This is a genomic window from Nocardia sp. NPDC006044 (assembly GCF_042871115.1).
Classification (GTDB): domain Bacteria; phylum Actinomycetota; class Actinomycetes; order Mycobacteriales; family Mycobacteriaceae; genus Nocardia.
In genome coordinates, this window is record NZ_JBIAID010000001.1 from 2,341,980 (window position 1) to 2,358,722 (window position 16,743).

The window sequence follows — 16,743 nt, forward strand, 5'->3', positions numbered from 1 at the left end:
GTGATTGTCCACTACCCGGGCAATCGGTCGGCACACCGTTTCCTCCTCCCGTACTATCGCGATCGAATACACCGGCCGGGGAGATGTTAGGAGGACGGTGTGGGACCTCGCATCCGCAACGGGACCCTGTGGTTGCGACGCTTCGCCGGAACGACGCCGGGGGTGATCGCCGTCGTTGTCGTCGTTTCCGTCGTGCTGGGCCTGCTCGCCGGTTTCACCGGCGCGAACCAGATGAGCGGCAAGAGCGCGCGCCGCGATGCCGCGCTGCGCCACACCGAGCCGCTCGCGTTCGCGGCACAACGGTTGTACGTCGCGCTCTCGGCCGCGGACGCCGCGGCGGCGACCGCCTTCCTGGCCGTCGGCGGCGAGGCGCCCGCGGTGCGCCAGCAGTATCAGCAGTCGCTGGCCGATGCCGCCGTCGCGCTCGCGGACGCCACCGCGGGCGCCGCCGACGAGCAGACCCGGCAGATCGTGGCCAGGATCGCCGCCGACCTGCCCGCCTACACCGGGCTGGTGGAAACCGCGCGGGCGAACAACCGGCAGGGCTACCCGGTGGGCTCGTCCTACCTGAGCGCGGCCTCGGAGGTGATGCAGAAGTCGTTGCTGCCCAACGCCGAACGACTCACCACCGACCGGTTCGCCGCGGTCCGCGACGACCAGCGGGCCATCGCGGCAATGCCGCTGCCGACCCTCACACTGATCATCCTGGTGCTGCTCACCTGCGCGGTAGGGTCATGGATTCTGTTGCGGCGCACCAACCGTCTGGCCAACCTCGGCGTGCTGGCCGCGGCGGGCGCGGCGGCGCTGGCGCTGCTGTGGGTGATCGCGGCGACGGGCCTGGCCGCGAATTCCCTGGACACCGGTCCGTCCGGGGCGATCACTCGCTTCGAAACCCTGGCGAAGGCGCGGATCTCGGCGCAGCAGGCGCGCACCGACGAGACATTGCAGCTGATCACCCGCGGCGATATCGCGGCCGGTGAGGACTCCTACAACCGGCACGTCACCGACCTGCGCGGCCAGCTCGGCGCGGTGGTCGGCCCGGATTCGGTTGCGGTACAGCAGCTCACGAAGTGGTCGGCCGGACACCAGGCCCAGATCGAGGCCTACCAGTCGGCGAACTATCCGGCCGCGCTCGCGCAGGCGATCGGCACGGCGCCGGATTCGTCGGCCACCCAGTTCGCGGCGCTGGACCGTTCGCTGAACGACAACCTCGCCCAAGCCCGCCGCGATCTGCGCGGCGGGCTGGAGACCGCGGGCAACGCGCTGATCCTGAGTCCGTTCGGCACGCTGGCGCTGCTGGTGCTGGCCGCGGCCGCCGTGGTGACCGGCGTGTGGCCGCGGCTGAAGGAGTTCCTGTGAGTACACGCGTGCTGTTCGCCACGCTGCTGGTCGGCGCGGCGGTTCTGCTGACGGGGTGCGGGTCCGGCGAGCTGCCCGCGACCCACACCCTCGACGCGGTGAATCCGCAACCCGCGGGCGCGGCGGAAATCACCACGCCCCCGCAGGCGGAAACGAGCGGAACCTGCGACACCGAGGCCACGCTGCGACCCGGCCCGCTGCCGAGTGCCGGTGCGATGCCCGCCGGTTCATCGATGGCGGCGATCGTGGCGCGCGGGCGGCTGCGGGTCGGCGTCGACCAGAACACCTACCTGTTCGGCTTCCGCGACCCGGGCAGCGGCCGGCTCCAGGGCTTCGATATCGATATCGCACACGAGATCGCCCGCGCGCTGTTCGGCGACCCGGACAAGATCGAGTTGCGCTCGGTGACCGCCGCCGAACGCATCCCCGCGTTGCGGGACAAGAAGGTCGACATGATCGTGCGCACCTTCTCCGCGACCTGCGAGCGGCGCCGGGAGGTCGACTTCTCCGCCGTGTATTACCGTGCGGCGCAACGCATCCTGGCGCCGCGCGAATCCGGCATCCGATCCGGCGCGGACCTGGGCGGCAAACGGGTCTGCGTGGCCCGCGGCACCACCGCCCCGGCGCCGCTGTTCGCGCTGCCCAACCGGCCCACCGTCATCGGCGTGACCACCTGGACCGACTGCCTGGTCGCGCTGCAACAGGGGCAGGTGGACGCGATCAGCGGGGACGACCCGATCCTGTTCGGCCTGGTCGCCCAGGACCACAACTTCGAGGTGGTCGGCCAGCCCGTCGGCACCGGCGCGTACGCGGTCGGCATGCCCAAGGGCAGCGACGATCTGGTCCGTTTCGTCAACGGCGTACTCGAGCGGATGCGCGCCGACGGCACCTGGAAGCGGATCTCCGCGGCCCAGCTCGGTGTCCTCGGGCAGGCGCAGGATCCGCCCGAACCCCGGTACGTGGGATGAGTTCGATCAGCATGCAACCACTCACGCTCCCCGAGATCGACCGCGAATTGGCCAGTCGCGCACGCGAAGCCGATTCGATCGTGGCTACCCTGCTGGAACTCGACAAACATCCCGGGCTCGAACTGGTGCGCCGCTTCCCGCCGTCCGGGGTGACCGAGGCGCGCTGGCTGCCGGTCCGGGACGCGCTCGCGCTGATGTGGGAGGACTTCGGCCGGATGCGCGCCATCCTGGATTCGGCGAGCGCCGTGCGCGGCACCCGCGGCCGGCTCGACGACGGCCAGCGCGCGGAACTGACCGAGCTGCTGCGCGGCCGGCCGCACGAGGTGTCGCGCACCCCGATCCCGCTGGCCGAGCGTTCGCTGACCGGTCCCAGCGAACACGTGCTGTTCGTCGGCCTCGCCGATACGCTGGACCGCATGCGGGCGACCTTCCCGGTGATCGCCGAATTCCTGGACGCGGTGGACAAGGTGAACACCCGCGTGATGTCGGGACTCGCGCCGCTGCAGGACACCCTGGACAAGGCCGGGGCCGCGACGCCGGAGCTGCGCGCGATCAGCGACGGCATCGCCGAACTGCTGCGCCGCTCGGCCACCGATCCGCTCGCCCTGACCACCGCCGAGATCGACGCCCGCCTCGCCGAACTGTCCGGTGCCGTGCGCCGCGAGGCGGCCGTAATCGCCGAACTCGCCGCGGTAGCCGCGAATTGGCCCGCCGCGGTAGGGAATGCACACAAACGCCTGGACGCGCTGCAAGAGACAAGGGAGCGGGCCAGGCGGGCTCGGGTGCGGGTCGAACAGACCATCGTGTCGGGTCCACTACCGGTCCTGCCGGATGACGTCGGTCTCTATCGCGCGCAGCTGGACGCCATCCCGGCCGATCCCGGTGCGGCAGCGGCCTTCCTGGAACTCGGCCGCCGCATCGACACCGCGATGTCGGCCGCGGCCGCCGCCGAGAACCTGGCTCAGGGCCTGCTGGACCGGCGCGGTGAACTGCGCGGCAGGCTGGCCGCCTACCAGGCCAAGGCCGCGCGGCTCGGCGTCGGGGAGGACCGGGATCTGCTCGCCGCCCACCAGATCGCCGCGGGGCTGCTCGGGCGCACGCCGTGCGATCTGGCGGCGGTCACCCGTGCCGTCGCCGACTACCAGCAACTCATCGCGGAGAAATCGGGGAGGCGACCGTGAGGACATGCACCGAACCCGGCTGCGCGGGCACGATCGAGGACGGTTACTGCGCGGTGTGCGGCACCGCGCCGGCCGAGGCGACGACGGTTCAGTCGACCACGCCCCACGCTCCCGCGGCGAAGGCACCCGGCGCCGCGGCGACGGCCGAAACCGCCGCGGCGACCACCGAGGCGACGACCGCGGCGTCCGCGCACCGGCAGTGCGCCGAACCCGGTTGCGGCGGAACGATTATCGACGGCTACTGCGAGGTGTGCGGCACCGCGCCCGCGCCGGAACCGGTCGCGACGACCTCGGGCAGCACCCGCAGCACCCGGAGTAGCTCACGGTCGGTGCGCACCGGCCGATCCTCGTCCAGGTCGAGCAGGCGCGGACGCCTAGGCGCGGGCATGGTCGAGGTGCCCCGGGTCCCGCGCGTCGATCCGGCCAGCGCGATCATGACCGACCCGCAGGTGCCGGAGAACAAGCGGTTCTGCGGCAAGTGCGAGAAGCCGGTCGGGCGGGGCCGGGACGGAAAGCCCGGCCGCAGCGAGGGGTTCTGCGCCAACTGCGGCACCAAGTTCTCCTTCGCCCCCAAGCTGGTCAAGGGCGATCTGGTCGCCGGGCAGTACGAGGTCGCGGGCTGCCTCGCGCACGGCGGGCTCGGCTGGATCTACCTGGCCATCGACCGCAACGTCAGCGACCGCTGGGTGGTGCTGAAGGGCCTGCTCAACTCGGGTGACGCGGACGCGATGCTGGCCGCGGTGGCGGAGAAGCGCTTCCTTGCCGAGGTGGAGCACCCGAGCATCGTCAAGATCCACAACTTCGTCGAGCACGCCGGGTCGGACGGGGTCGCGGTCGGCTACATCGTGATGGAGTACGTCGGCGGCACCTCGCTCAAGCAGATCTTGCGCGCCCACCGTGATTCCGGCGGCGGGTTCCTGCCGCCGGCCCAGGCCATCGCCTATGTGCTGGAGATGCTGCCCGCGCTCGGCTACCTGCATTCGCTCGGCCTGGCCTACTGCGATTTCAAGCCCGACAACGTGATGCAGACCGACGAGCAGCTCAAGCTCATCGATCTCGGTGCGGTGATCGCGATGGACGATCAGGACAGCCCGATCTACGGCACGATCGGCTATCAGGCGCCGGAGATCGCCGAGACCGGGCCGACCATCGCCACCGAGGTCTACACGGTCGGGCGCACCCTGGCCGTGTTACTGATGGACGTGCCGCAGCGGGGCGGGCATTTCGCCGAACTGCCGGGACCGGACACCGAACCGCTGCTGGTCACCTACGACTCGCTCTACCGATTCCTGTTGCGCGCCACCGACGACGACCCGGACGTGCGGTTCGCCTCGATGGAGGAGATGACCGATCAGCTGACCGGGGTGCTGCGCGAGGTCCTGTCCACCGAGGACGGGGTGCCGCGGCCGGGGATGTCGACCTACTTCGGGCCGCCGCGTGCGGTATTCGGCGTGGACGGCCCGGTGGACGCGGCGAATATCGTTGCCGCTCTGCCGGTTCCGCTGGTCGATCCGACCGACAGCGCGGCGGCGCTGCTCGCCACCACGAGCGGCACCACCCCGGCGGAGTTGGAGCAGGCGTTCGAGGCCGGGCTGCGTTCGGTGGTCACCGGGCGCGGCGCGTCGACCGAGATTCCGCTGCGGCTCATCCGGGCCGCGCTGGAAGCCGGCGATCCGGCGGAGGCCGATCGCCGGTTGGCCGGGGTCGCCGAGACGCTGCCCGGAGATTGGCGGCTCGCCTGGTATCGCGGCGAAAGCCGTTTGCTCGCCGGTGATTTCGCGGCGGCGACCGCCGAATTCGACGCGGTGTATGCCGCGTTGCCCGGCGAGGGTGCGCCGAAACTCGCGCTGGCCGCGGTCGCGGAGCTGTCCGGCGCCGCGGACCCGGATGCGGGCGGATTCGATGCCGCGCAGCAAAAGCGCAGGGCAGCAGGCTATTACGCGACGGTCTGGCGTACCGATCGCACGTACCTCAGTGCGGTGTTCGGGTTGGCCAGGCTGCGCTCGGCGGCCGGTGATCGCGACGGCGCGATCGGGGTGCTCGATCAGGTCGACGCCGGCTCCGCGCTGTTCACCGAGGCGAGAATCGCGGCGATCGAGACCAAATTGAACGGGCGCGCGCCCGCCGAACTCAACGAACTGATCGTGCGCGACGCGGGCGAGCGGGCGGCCCGGCTGCGCTTGGACTCCAAACGCCGTGGCGCGCAGGTGCGTTTGCGCGTACTGACCGCCGCGCTGGACTGGCTACAGGCAGGGCACGCGGCCAACTCGCTCGATCCGTTGCTCGGCGCGAAGCTGGATCAGGACGGGGTGCGCACCGGATTGGAGCGTTGTTATCGAGATCTGGCCCGGGAAACCGACGACATGTGGGAGCGATTCGCATTGGTAGAGCAGGCCAACACCGTCCGGCCCAGGACCCGGTTATGAGCACCGGGGTCGAGCTGAGCTGTCCGGGGTGCCGCGCCGAGGTGCATCCGCAGGATCGCTTCTGCGAGAACTGCGGACAGGAGCTGGGCGGCCGGCGAATCGCGTTGCCGAACCACGAACCCGGCCCGCCCACCGCCTGTGAGGCCTGCGGGGGACTGGACTACGACGCCGACGGATACTGCTCGGGCTGCGGGCAATTGCGCGGGGCGCCGGACCGATTCGACGCCGACCTCGGCGCGGTCGCGGTGGTCACCGATCGCGGGATCTCGCACGCGCGCAACGAGGACGCGGTCGCCGCCGCGGTGCTGGACGGTGCGGGCGGCAGGCCGGACGCGGTGGTGATCGTTGTCGCGGACGGTGTTTCGTCCTCCGAGGATCCTCAGGTGGCCTCCGGTACCGCGGCCAAGACCGGTGTCGACGCCTGCCGCACCGCGCTGCTGGACGGACTGCCCGCGGCGGAGGCGGCGATGGCCGGCCTCGCGGCGGCGGCGCAGGCGGTGCGGGATATCGCGGTGGCAGACGGGCACGCGCCGTCGTGCACCTATGTGTCGGCGGTCGTGCGGGCCGACGAGCACGGCACCGAGATCACCGTCGCGAATGTCGGTGACAGCAGGGCCTATTGGCTGCACGCCGACGCACCCGACGAGCCGGCCAACCCGCCGTCGCAGCGGCTGACCGTGGACGACTCCTGGGCACAGGCCTTGGTCGACGCCGGCGCGATGGACGAGCACGCCGCGATGAACGACCCGCGGGCGCACACCCTGATCCGCTGGCTCGGCGCGGACGGACCGGTGAAACCGTGGTCCGACAGCTGCGTTCGCACGCTGCGCACCACCGGACCCGGCGTGCTGCTGCTGTGTAGCGACGGGCTGTGGAACTACCTGTCCGACGCGACCGCGCTCGCCGAGGTGGCCACCGCGACCGCCCCCGCCGTAGCCGCGCGTGAACTGGTCGAATTCGCGCTGCGCTGTGGCGGCAGCGACAACATCACCGTCGCGCTCGTCCCCGTTCCATGGATCGCACAGCCGGGAGAAGTTCAGTGAGTTCGATTGCAGACAATGGCATTTCGGTAGCCATCGATCAGAACGAGTATCTGGCCGACGGCGTCGGCACGGTCGACGCGGTGGTGACCGTCGAGACCGCGGCCGATCTGGTGGTGGCCACCGCCCCGCAGGAACGGCTGGAAATCCTCATCCTGGACTGCTCCGGTTCCATGGCCACCGGCCGCAAGTTTCCCGGCGCCCGCCAGGCCGCACTGGCCGCGCTGGACGTGATGCCCGACGGCACCAAGTTCGCGATCATCGAGGGCACCGCGATGGCGCGGCTGGCGTTTCCGTCGAATGTGCCGTCCATGGCGGTGAATCGGGAGGCGCGCGCGGCCGCCCGGCGCGCGCTCGACAAACTGACGCCCGGCGGCGGCACCGCGATGGGCACCTGGCTCGGGTTGACCAGGCAGCTGGCCAAGAAGCATCCCGGCGCCATGGTGCACGCCATTCTGCTCACCGACGGCAAGAACGAACACGAGGAGCCCGCCGCGCTCGCCGCGGAGATCAAGCAGTCCGAGGGCGTGTTCACCTGTGACTGCCGCGGCGTCGGAACCGATTGGCGGGTGGACGAATTGCGCACCATCGCGTCCGCGCTGCACGGCACCGTCGACATCGTCGCCGACCCGGCGAAGCTGGCCGAGGACTTCGCGGCGATGATGCAGGGCTCGATGGCTAAGGCGATTCCGGAACTGACGCTGCGGGTCTGGACTCCGGCCGGGGCCAAGGTCCGGTTCGTCAAGCAGGTCGCCCCGGCCATCGAGGATCTCACCGCGCGGCGGGTGGACACCGCGGCGCAGGTGGGGGAGTACCCGCTCGGTGCGTGGGGCGCGGAGGACCGCGACTACCACGTGCAGGTCGAGGTGGAACCGGCCGCGCCGGGGCGGGAGAAGCTCGCCGCGCGGGTCAGCGTGGTGAGCGGGGACCAGGTGCTCGGACAGGGCCTGGTCAAGGCCGTGTGGACCACCGATACCGAGCTGTCGGCCCGAATCAGCAGGCGGGTAGCGCATTACACCGGCCAGGCGGAGTTGGCGCAGGTGGTGCAGGAGGGATTGGCCGCGCGCAAGAGCGGCGATACCGACACCGCGACGGCCAAGCTGCGGCGGGCGGTGGAACTGGCGGCGGAATCGGGGAACGAGAGCACGGCCAAGCTGCTGCGCGGCGTGGTCGAGGTCGACGAGCGCAGCGGAACGGTGCGGTTGCGGGCCAGCGTGGCGGCGGCCGACGAGATGGCCCTGGACGCGCGCTCGACCAAAACGGCCAGGGTGCGGAAGGAGGGGTAATGGGTGTTACCTGCCCGGACGGGCACGAGTCGAACGCGACCGACTATTGCGATGTGTGCGGCGCGCCGATCGGGGAGCAGGCGCCGGCGGCCGTCGCGGAACCGGTGGCGCTGTGCCCGTCCTGCGGTGCACCCAGCGGCGGGCGGTTTTGTGAAGTGTGCGGGCATGATTCGGCGTTGCCGAGTCCGGTGGCGGTGCCTGATCCGCTGCCCGCGCAGACCGGCACGGCGGTCACCTGGGTGGCCACGATTACCGCGGATCGCGAATTCTATGACCGGGTGATCGCCCGCAAGGGGCCCGATGCCGACCAGGTCGGATTTCCCGCGTTCTATCCTGAGCGGCGAATCGCGCTGCAAGGCAGCGATATTCTGATCGGGAAGCGCAGTGTGTCGCAGGGGCTGACGCCCGATATCGATCTCGGTATCGCACCGGCGGACGTGGGGGTGTCCCGGATGCACGCGACCATCCACCTCGACGGCGACTCGCTCACCGTCACCGATCTCGGCTCCACCAACGGCACCAGCGTCAACGGCAGCGACGAGCTGATCCCGGCGAAGGTGCCGGTCCCGCTGCGCAGCGGCGATCGCATCCACCTCGGCGGCTGGACCACCATCGTTTTCACCCTCGATTAACCCGCTTGAGCGGCAGTAGTTTCCCGTCTGGGACAGTATGATCGCTACAGCGCCGCTCGACCGCCGGCGAGGGTGGGCCGGAGCGGTGGCGGCGCACCGCCGACCCGGAGGACTCCATCATGGCTCAGCCGCTGACCACCGCCACGACGCTGCCGCCGAATCACCGATTCGACATCGGGCCCGCCCGGTATCCGAAGTTGTTCGGCGCCACCAGCGTTCCCATCGAGATGTCGGACGGAGCGGTGCTCACCGCCGATATCCTGCGCCCCGGCGACGGGGGCGGTCCGGCGCGGGAACCGTTGCCCGCCATCATCAATTTCACCCCGTACAACAAGATGATCAACCGGCACAGCATGCGCTGGAACACCGCGCTGCGGGCGCTCGGCGAGCGGGTCGGGTCCTCGGACCGGCGGCGGTTCACCGCGCGGGACGTGCTGCACACGCCGGCCGGTGGGATTCTGGAGCCGTTCGTGATCAACCGGACTGCGGTGCACCGTGGCTACGTGGGGTTGATGATCGATGTGCGGGGCACCGGAACGTCCACCGGCAGCTGGGACTTCTTCCAGCCGCGGGAGCAGCAGGACTATCTGGAGGCCATCGCGTGGGTGCGTGAACAGCCGTGGTGCAACGGGGAATTCGTGGTGACCGGGGTGTCCTACGGCGCGATTTCCGCGCTGATCACCGCGGGGCTGCGACCGGAGGGCCTGCGGGCCGTGTTCGCCATCGAGGCGGGCGAGGATCCGATGCGCGAACTCGGACTGACCGGCGGCGTGCCGACGCCGGGGATGATGCTGTGGATTCTCGCCGTCACCGGGTCGAAATGGCTACCGTCGGTGCCTGGCTTGGTGCGCGCCGGTATCACCAAGCAGTTCCTGCGGGATCGGATCGCCGACCCGGCCGGGTGGGTGCGGCACGCGATCGATATCGGGCTCACCGAGAATCATCCCGACAGCTTTCTCAATCCGATGTGGGCGAGCAAACTGGCTCGCTTCGAGGATATCTCGGCGCCGACCTGGATTCATGGCGGATGGCACGATGTCTACAACCGGTCCAACTTCCGGATGTTCGATCGAATCCCGTTGTCCGCTGGCGAGAAACAGGTCTTCGTCGACGATTCCTACCACCTGACCGTCGGCTCCGGTCTCGGTGCGCCGGACAGTCCGCAGGCGCTCGACGAGTTGCAATGCGCGTGGTTCGATCGGTGGGCCAAGGGGATCGACAACGGCATCGATCGCTACGGTCCGATCACCGTGCGCCGGCAGGGCGACGGGCAGTGGTTGCGGCACAGCGAGTTCCCGGATCCGTCGGCGAGTCTGCAACGGCTCTACCTGAATTCCGAGATCACCGGCACGGCAACGCATGCCGGGACCGACGCGGGACTCTCGGCCGAGGCGACCGAGATCGAGTCGCGGCTGCCGTTGCCTACCGGGCGAATGCGGATGGCGTCGAACAACACCGGGATCATGAGCATGGGGGTGGCGCTGCTCTTCGGGCGTCGGTTCGGGACCGATGACCGGCATGCCGAGGCGGGGGCGGTCACGTTCACCAGCGAGCCGCTGGCCGCGGACACCGTGCTGTCCGGGGCGATGAACCTGCATCTGAACGTGGAAGCCGAAGGGACGGACGCGTTCTGGTCGGTGACGGTGTGCGACGTGGAGCCCGGCGGCGCCTCGGTGCCGATCACGCGCGGGGCGTTGCTGTCCAGCCTGCGGGCGATCGACACCGCGGGCAGCGAGTACGTCGACGGCGAGCTGGTGTTTCCGCTGCACAGCCTGACCGCCGAATCCGTGCTGCCGGTGGTCCCCGGCGAGCCCTTTGCGATCGACATCGAGATCAACCCCACCGAGGCCGTGCTGCCCGCTGGTCACCGATTGCGGATCGCGGTGAGCCGCACCAGCTTTCCGCGGCATCTGATCCCGCCGTGGAAGCAGCGCGCGATCACCGGGCAGGCCATCGTGCTGGACCCGCATCGGCCGAGCTATCTGACCCTGCGGACGGCGCGCGCCTGATGATCAGATGATTGTCGTTCCCGCAACGGGATTCGACTGTGGCGTTCGGCACCGGCCGCCGGGATTGTCCTTTTCGCGCGGCTCTCACTACGATCTACTACAGAATGTCGTAGATGTGAGGGGAAGTCATGGGCAAGCTGCGGGGCAAAGTCGCCCTGGTCACCGGATCCAGCCGGGGCATCGGCCGGGGTATCGCCTGCCGCCTGGCGGGGGAGGGGGCGCTGGTCGCGGTGCACTACTCGAGCAACGAGCAGGCGGGTAAGGAAACCGTTCGGCAGATCGAGGCGGCCGGCGGGGATGCCTTCCTGGTGCACGCCGAACTCGGTGCGCCGGAAGCGGTCTCGTCCCTGTTCGCTCAGCTGGAGCCGGAGTTGCTCACCCGCACCGGCGCCGCGACGCTGGACATCCTGGTCAACAACGCCGCGCACGCGGGCTTCACCGGCACGCAGCCCGAGGACGTCACGCCGGAGATGTTCGACCGGCACATGGCGGTGAACGCGAAGGCCCCGTTCTATCTGACCTTGCGCGCCCTGAACTGCATGCCCGCCGGTGGCCGGGTCATCAACATCTCCTCGGGCATGACCAGAACCTCGCTGCCCGCGCAGATCTGCTACGCGATGAGCAAGGGCGCCATGGAGCAGATCACCCTCCAGCTGGCCCTGCATATCGCGCCCCGCGGCATCACTATCAACACCGTCGCCCCCGGCGTGACCAACAACGGCGACCCGGTCTTCGACGATCCCGATACCGTCGCCGAGATGGCCGCGTGGTCGGCCTTCAATCGGGTGGGCGAGGTCGCCGACATCGCCGACGTCGTGGCCTTCATCGCCTCGGCGGACTCCCGCTGGATCACCGGCTCCTATATCGACGCCAGTGGCGGCACCCTGCTCTGAGCTACCAGTTGTGTGCGCCGAGCGTCGCGTGCTCGGGCCAGCCGAACAGTCCGAAGTGCTGCTTGCGCCGGAACATATCGAGGCCGGCGCGGGTGCTCAGGATCGTTTCGTCCGGGATGTCGTCATAGCCGAACCAGCGCAGCTCCGAACACCGGTCGGGCTCGAGATTCCGCGGCTCGCCCGACCAGGTGTCGGTGTGGAAGACGAACACGATCAGCGCCTGCCCCGGCGGCGACTGGATGTGCATCGAGGCCACCATCCGCACGTGGTCCCGATCCACCTGCACCCCGATCTCCTCGTCCGCCTCCCGGATCACCGCGGTGAGCACGTCCTCCCCGGCGTCGAGCCGCCCACCGGGCGCATTCCACTCCCCGTCCCCGAACTCGGTGTTCCGCCGCCGCGCCAGCAACACCTGCTCGCCCCGGCTCATCAACAACTGCACACCGACCACACTGCGGAAGATCGTCAACTGGTCTCCTGATCAGATTCGGACAACGGCGTTGCCGAAGGCCGGCCTCCCGACGCCGGCTCGATCGTAACCACCTCGGGCCGGTACGTCGTCCCTGCCTGTCCGGCACGCTACGGCCCTATTCGGTTCGTTTCGATCACGCCCGACTGTAACGTGTTCTAGTTTGACAGTATGGCCGTACGGACGGGGATTGGCATGGCGCGGGTTTTGGGGCGGATCGAGCAGTACGCGGAGGAGATTCGGGCGGAGGGGGTGGTGGGGGACAAACTGATGCGTCTGTCCGACACCGCGGCCGGGCGCCTGCGGGAATCCGGTGCGATTCGGATGTTGCAACCGAAGACGCACGGAGGGCTCGAGGTGCATCCGCGAGAATTCGCGGAGACGACGATGGCGATCGGCGCGATGGACGGGGCCGCGGGGTGGGTGACCGGGATCGTGGGGGTGCATCCGTGGGAGTTGGCGTTTTTCGATCCGAAGGCGCAGGACGAGGTGTGGGGGGAGGATCCGGATACCTGGATGGCTTCGCCGTACGCGCCGATGGGGGTGGCGCGGCCGGTCGACGGCGGATATCTGCTCAGCGGGCGGTGGGCGTTTTCGTCGGGGACCGATCATTGCCGGTGGGTGATGATCGGCGCGGCGCTCGGGGACGAGCAGGGCAAACGGGTGATGCCACCGCAGACGATGCACGTTCTGTTGCCGCGCAGTGATTACGAGATCGATGCGCAGAGTTGGGATGTCGTCGGGTTGCGGGGGACCGGCAGCAAGGATCTGATCGTCGAGGACGCGTTCGTGCCCGCGTATCGGACCCTGGATGCGGCGAAGGTGTTCGACGGCACCGCGCCGAAAGAGGCGGGGCGCACGGAGACGCTCTACAACTTTCCGTTCTCGTGCATTTTCCCGCTCGGCATCACCTCGTCGCTGATCGGAATCGCCGAGGGCGCGTTGGCCTGTCACATCGCGGCGCAGAAATCGCGGGTCGCCATTACCGGCATCCCGATCAAGGACGACCCGTACGTGCTGTATGCGATCGGTGACGCCGCCGCGGAGATCGCGGCGTCCCGGGCGGCCCTCCTGGAGACCGTGGACCGGTTCTGGGACATGGCCGACCGGGGCGAGGAGATCAGCTTCGAGCTGCGCGCGATCGGCCGGCGCACGCAGACCGCCGCCGCCTGGCGGGTCGTGCGCGCGGTCGACGAGATCTTCGCCCGCTCGGGCGGCGGTGCGTTGCAGATGAAGACGCCCCTGCAACGCTTCTGGCGAGACGCGCACGCGGGCCTGTCGCACGCGATCCACGTCCCGGGCTCGATCTTCCACGCGTCGGCCCTGACCCAGCTCGGCGGCGAACCCCAGGGCATCCACCGCGCGATGATCTGATCCCTATCCGGCGTACAACTGCATGGCGCGCTCCTGGATTTCCTCGAGCGTGAGGTTTTCGACGCGGGTGCAGATGATCCAGACGTGGCCGAAAGGGTCGACGAGGGTTCCGCTGCGGTCGCCGTAGAACAGGTCCTTGACCGGGCTGAACTGACGGGCACCGAGTTCCAGCGCGCTGGCGAAGCTCTTGTCGACGTCGGCGAGGTAGAGCTTGAGACCGACGGACGTACCGGTCTGGAGCGCGAGCGGATTGCCTGCGGAAGGTTCGGTGAGAACCAGCGACGAGTCGCCGATCCTCAGCTCCGCGTGGTCGATCCGGCCGCCCGGCGACTGCCCGACATAGATCTCGACGGCCTCGAACGCGTCTTTGTAGAACTGGATCGCGGCGCGCGCGTCCGCGACGGCCAGGTACGCGGTGAGGCTGTGCTGCCCGGCGGGAATCGGATCGACCGGCACGTATGTCTCCTTCACGGCTCGTTCCAGCGGACGACTTCGGCGAGGCCGAGCATGTTGCCCTCGCTGTCTCGGAACCAGGCGGCTCGCTCGCCGCGGCCCTTGCTGGGGTAGTTGCCTTCGATGTCCATGATGCCGTTGACGGTGCCGTCGTATTCTTCGAAGACCACGCCGCGGGCGCGCAGACCGGTGACCGCGGCCTCGATATCGTCGACGTAGAAGCCCATCTGGGTGAACGAACCGTCGGCCGCGCCCGCCGAGGCGAACAGGCAGAAGACACCCGTCGCGCTCTCGTACCGCAGGCCGCCCGCGCGCTCCTCGACCGGTTCGAGACCGAGTTTCTCGGAATACCAGCGGCGCGCCCTGGCTAAGTCCTGGGTGGGGATGCGGGCTTCGAACCGCGCGTTGGTCAGCATGGTGCAATCATGATCGCCATGACAGCTTCGGTCTACCTCATCTCCGGCATTCAGGCGGCCGGGAAGTCGACGGTGGCGCAGGCGCTGGCCGAGCGGCTGCCGCGGTCGGCGCATGTGCGCGGGGACGCCTTCCGGCGGTTCGTCGTCGGCGGGCGGGAGGAGATGAGCCGGGAACCGTCGCAAGAGGCGCTGCGGCAGCTGGCTTTACGGCATCGGCTGGCCGCCAACACCGCCGATGCCTATGCGGCGGAGGGGTTTACGACCGTCCTGCAGGACACCGTGCTCGGTGAGTTGTTGCAGTACACCATCGATCAGATCGTGGCCCGGCCGCTGTATGTGGTGGTGCTCGCGCCGCGGCCCGAGGTCGTCGCGGCCCGCGAGGCCGGCCGGAGCAAGTCCGCTTACGGCACGTTCACCGTCGCCGAGCTGGACGCGGATCTGTGGCAGAGCACACCGCGCATCGGATTGTGGCTGGACACTTCGTATCTCACCGTCCGGCAGACCGTCGACGAGATACTGACCCGCGCGGAGCCACTCTCGCAGTGACCCGCGCGGATCTCCCCGCCGTTCAGTGGTGGCGCGCCGCCGATACCACACGTCTCACGCTAACCAGCACAGCGCGGACCCGCCCCGGGATGGCCCCGGATAGGCAGGAACTTGCTATGCCAGGGGCGGCTGCGGCGGCGCGAGCGGGGTGAGCGATTCGGTGGCCGGGCCCTCGAGCAGGGTGCCGTCGGCGGCGAAGCGGGAACCGTGCAGCGGGCAGTCCCAGGAGCGTTCGGCGTCGTTCCAGCGGACGATGCCGTAGAGGTGCGGGCAGACGGCGGACAGTTCGGTGGTGGTGCCGTCCACCGTGCTGGTGGCGGTGGGGCGCAGGCCATGTCGCCGCACGGTGCCGCATCCTTCGGCCGGGACCTCGGCGGCGGTGTGGGTGGCCATGCGCAGCCATCCGGTCGTGAGCCGTTGCGCGACCGCGCTGTTCGCGCGGGCGGCCGACGGTACTGCCTTGAGCTCGTCCGGCCGCCAACTGGCCAGTGCGCCGGCCCAGCTCGGCGGCTTGCCGGTGACGCGTCCGGCCAGTGCCAGCGCGGCGGCGACACCGTTGGTCAGGCCCCATTTGGCGTATCCGGTGCCGAGCAGGATGTTGTTCTGCCCGGGCAGCAGCGGGCCCGCGTAGGGGAGTTCACCGACCGGCGAGTAGTCCTGCGCCGACCACTCCTGGATGGGTTCGGCTGTGGGAAACCAGGTTTGCGCCCAGTTCAGCACTTCGTCGGCCTGCTTGCGTTCCGAGCGGGTACGCCCGACGACGTGCCCGTTGCCGCCGACGAGCAGCACATCGCCCTCCGGGGTCGGCGCGTAGCGCAGCGAGCGGGTGGGTTGCCCTGCGCTGAGGTACATCTCGCGCGGCATCGGCTCGTTCAACCGGAAGGCGGCCAGGTAGGAGCGTTGCGCGGTGAGCCGGGCGAAGAACCCGCCGCGATCGAGAATCGGTGTGCCCGTGGCCAAGATGACGGTGCCCGCGCCGAGATCGCCGTGCTCGGTCTCGACGGTGAGGTCGCCGTTCAGCCCGCCGCGCACCCCGCGCACCATGGTCGACTCGTAGATCGGCGCCGCGTGCGATTCGACCTCGACGGCCAGCGCGGCCAGCACGGCCATCGGGTCGACCTGCGCCTGGTCGGCCAGTCGCACCGCGCCGAACGCGGGAAACGGCACGTCCAGCTCGTCGACGAGTTCGGTGGGTAATCCCGCCTCCTGCGTCGCGTCGAATTCCGCACGCACCTTTCCGATTTCGGCTCGCGTCTGGGCGTAGGTGAGTGCGGCGGCGTGCTGCACCTCGACCCCGCGCTGCGCGCAGAACCGCAGCAACCATTGCTGCCCTTCGCGATTCGCCGCCACATAATCGCGCAACGCGCCGACGCTGTGCCGCCGCCGGATCTGCTGGGCCCGAGTTCCTTGCAGCAGACTGATCTTTCCGGTGGTGGCGCCGGTGGTGCCCGCGCCGACCCGCCTGCCCTCGACCACCGCCACCTCGACGCCACTCTCGGCCAGCAGCAACGCGGTCACCAGACCGGTGAGACCGCCGCCGATCACGACGGTGTCGAAGCGCGATCCTGGCGTTAAGCGCAGACGTGCCGGGACCTCTGCGTCGTTCAACCATAGTGACGTCATAACCCCGGCATAGCCGGTGCGCCGTTCGGCAAACCCGCCGGTTGTTGTCCGGAAATCGGTCCGCCGAA

The 16,743-nt window shown here is 69.5% G+C and carries 15 protein-coding genes; 11 read left to right on the top strand and 4 right to left on the bottom strand.

Features of this window, described 5'->3' with window-relative positions:
• Positions 1-99 precede the first annotated feature (99 nt).
• From ACFYO1_RS11015 to ACFYO1_RS11055, 9 genes are all read left to right on the top strand, one after another.
• Positions 100-1,359: a hypothetical protein gene (locus tag ACFYO1_RS11015; protein WP_387229328.1), complete on the top strand. Its 1,260-nt coding sequence runs from the start codon at positions 100-102 to the stop codon at positions 1,357-1,359.
• The gene (locus ACFYO1_RS11020) at positions 1,356-2,327 is read left to right on the top strand and encodes a glutamate ABC transporter substrate-binding protein (protein ID WP_387229330.1); all 972 of its coding nucleotides are present in this window, start codon (positions 1,356-1,358) and stop codon (positions 2,325-2,327) included. Before ACFYO1_RS11015 ends, ACFYO1_RS11020 begins: the two co-directional genes overlap by 4 nt.
• On the top strand, positions 2,324-3,508 hold the full coding sequence (locus tag ACFYO1_RS11025; RefSeq protein WP_387229332.1) for a hypothetical protein: 1,185 nt from the start codon (positions 2,324-2,326) through the stop codon (positions 3,506-3,508). The genes ACFYO1_RS11020 and ACFYO1_RS11025 overlap by 4 nt, the downstream gene beginning before the upstream one ends.
• On the top strand, positions 3,505-5,934 hold the full coding sequence (locus ACFYO1_RS11030) for a tetratricopeptide repeat protein (RefSeq protein ID WP_387229334.1): 2,430 nt from the start codon (positions 3,505-3,507) through the stop codon (positions 5,932-5,934). The genes ACFYO1_RS11025 and ACFYO1_RS11030 overlap by 4 nt, the downstream gene beginning before the upstream one ends.
• Positions 5,931-6,977 (top strand): PP2C family serine/threonine-protein phosphatase, encoded by a 1,047-nt coding sequence (locus ACFYO1_RS11035; protein ID WP_387229336.1) that lies wholly within the window; start codon positions 5,931-5,933, stop codon positions 6,975-6,977. Before ACFYO1_RS11030 ends, ACFYO1_RS11035 begins: the two co-directional genes overlap by 4 nt.
• Positions 6,974-8,260, top strand: coding sequence for a VWA domain-containing protein (locus ACFYO1_RS11040; protein WP_387229338.1), 1,287 nt, complete (start codon positions 6,974-6,976; stop codon positions 8,258-8,260). The genes ACFYO1_RS11035 and ACFYO1_RS11040 overlap by 4 nt, the downstream gene beginning before the upstream one ends.
• Entirely contained in the window at positions 8,260-8,892 is a 633-nt protein-coding gene (locus ACFYO1_RS11045; protein ID WP_387229340.1) for an FHA domain-containing protein, read from the top strand. Before ACFYO1_RS11040 ends, ACFYO1_RS11045 begins: the two co-directional genes overlap by 1 nt.
• Positions 8,893-9,011: 119 nt before the next feature.
• Positions 9,012-10,901 (top strand): CocE/NonD family hydrolase, encoded by a 1,890-nt coding sequence (locus tag ACFYO1_RS11050; RefSeq protein ID WP_387229342.1) that lies wholly within the window; start codon positions 9,012-9,014, stop codon positions 10,899-10,901.
• A 128-nt stretch (positions 10,902-11,029) separates the two neighbouring features.
• Positions 11,030-11,794, top strand: a complete 765-nt coding sequence (locus tag ACFYO1_RS11055) for an SDR family oxidoreductase (RefSeq protein WP_387229344.1) — start codon at positions 11,030-11,032, stop codon at positions 11,792-11,794.
• A 1-nt stretch (position 11,795) separates the two neighbouring features.
• On the opposite strand, the gene ACFYO1_RS11060 is transcribed toward ACFYO1_RS11055, so the two are convergent.
• Positions 11,796-12,263, bottom strand: a complete 468-nt coding sequence (locus tag ACFYO1_RS11060; protein ID WP_387229345.1) for an NUDIX domain-containing protein — start codon at positions 12,261-12,263, stop codon at positions 11,796-11,798.
• Positions 12,264-12,458: 195 nt separating this feature from the next.
• Between ACFYO1_RS11060 and ACFYO1_RS11065 the strand changes: the two genes are divergently transcribed.
• A complete protein-coding gene (locus tag ACFYO1_RS11065) occupies positions 12,459-13,637 on the top strand; it encodes a hydroxylase (protein ID WP_387229347.1) in 1,179 nt (392 codons plus the stop codon).
• Positions 13,638-13,640: 3 nt separating this feature from the next.
• Here ACFYO1_RS11065 and ACFYO1_RS11070 read toward each other — a convergent pair whose 3' ends face one another.
• Together ACFYO1_RS11070 and ACFYO1_RS11075 are read right to left on the bottom strand one after the other, a co-directional pair.
• Positions 13,641-14,093 carry a VOC family protein gene (locus ACFYO1_RS11070; protein WP_387229349.1) on the bottom strand — a complete coding sequence of 151 codons (453 nt, stop codon included), beginning with the start codon at positions 14,091-14,093 and terminating at the stop codon, positions 13,641-13,643.
• An 11-nt stretch (positions 14,094-14,104) separates the two neighbouring features.
• Entirely contained in the window at positions 14,105-14,506 is a 402-nt protein-coding gene (locus ACFYO1_RS11075; protein ID WP_387229352.1) for a VOC family protein, read from the bottom strand.
• Between the two features lie 9 nt (positions 14,507-14,515).
• Between ACFYO1_RS11075 and ACFYO1_RS11080 the strand changes: the two genes are divergently transcribed.
• A complete protein-coding gene (locus ACFYO1_RS11080) occupies positions 14,516-15,052 on the top strand; it encodes an AAA family ATPase (RefSeq protein ID WP_387229354.1) in 537 nt (178 codons plus the stop codon).
• Positions 15,053-15,166: 114 nt separating this feature from the next.
• On the opposite strand, the gene ACFYO1_RS11085 is transcribed toward ACFYO1_RS11080, so the two are convergent.
• Positions 15,167-16,675 (bottom strand): FAD-dependent oxidoreductase, encoded by a 1,509-nt coding sequence (locus ACFYO1_RS11085; protein ID WP_387229357.1) that lies wholly within the window; start codon positions 16,673-16,675, stop codon positions 15,167-15,169.
• Positions 16,676-16,743: the final 68 nt, after the last annotated feature.

Bases quoted from the DNA above. Each gene is read 5' to 3' on its own strand.
- ACFYO1_RS11045 (WP_387229340.1), top strand. From the start codon at position 8,260: ATGGGTGTTACCTGCCCGGACGGGCACGAGTCGAACGCGACCGACTAT.
- ACFYO1_RS11055 (WP_387229344.1), top strand. From the start codon at position 11,030: ATGGGCAAGCTGCGGGGCAAAGTCGCCCTGGTCACCGGATCCAGCCGG.
- ACFYO1_RS11075 (WP_387229352.1), bottom strand. From the start codon at position 14,506: ATGCTGACCAACGCGCGGTTCGAAGCCCGCATCCCCACCCAGGACTTA.
- ACFYO1_RS11080 (WP_387229354.1), top strand. From the start codon at position 14,516: ATGATCGCCATGACAGCTTCGGTCTACCTCATCTCCGGCATTCAGGCG.
- ACFYO1_RS11085 (WP_387229357.1), bottom strand. From the start codon at position 16,675: ATGACGTCACTATGGTTGAACGACGCAGAGGTCCCGGCACGTCTGCGC.
- ACFYO1_RS11050 (WP_387229342.1), top strand. From the start codon at position 9,012: ATGGCTCAGCCGCTGACCACCGCCACGACGCTGCCGCCGAATCACCGA.
- ACFYO1_RS11025 (WP_387229332.1), top strand. From the start codon at position 2,324: ATGAGTTCGATCAGCATGCAACCACTCACGCTCCCCGAGATCGACCGC.
- ACFYO1_RS11035 (WP_387229336.1), top strand. From the start codon at position 5,931: ATGAGCACCGGGGTCGAGCTGAGCTGTCCGGGGTGCCGCGCCGAGGTG.
- ACFYO1_RS11065 (WP_387229347.1), top strand. From the start codon at position 12,459: ATGGCGCGGGTTTTGGGGCGGATCGAGCAGTACGCGGAGGAGATTCGG.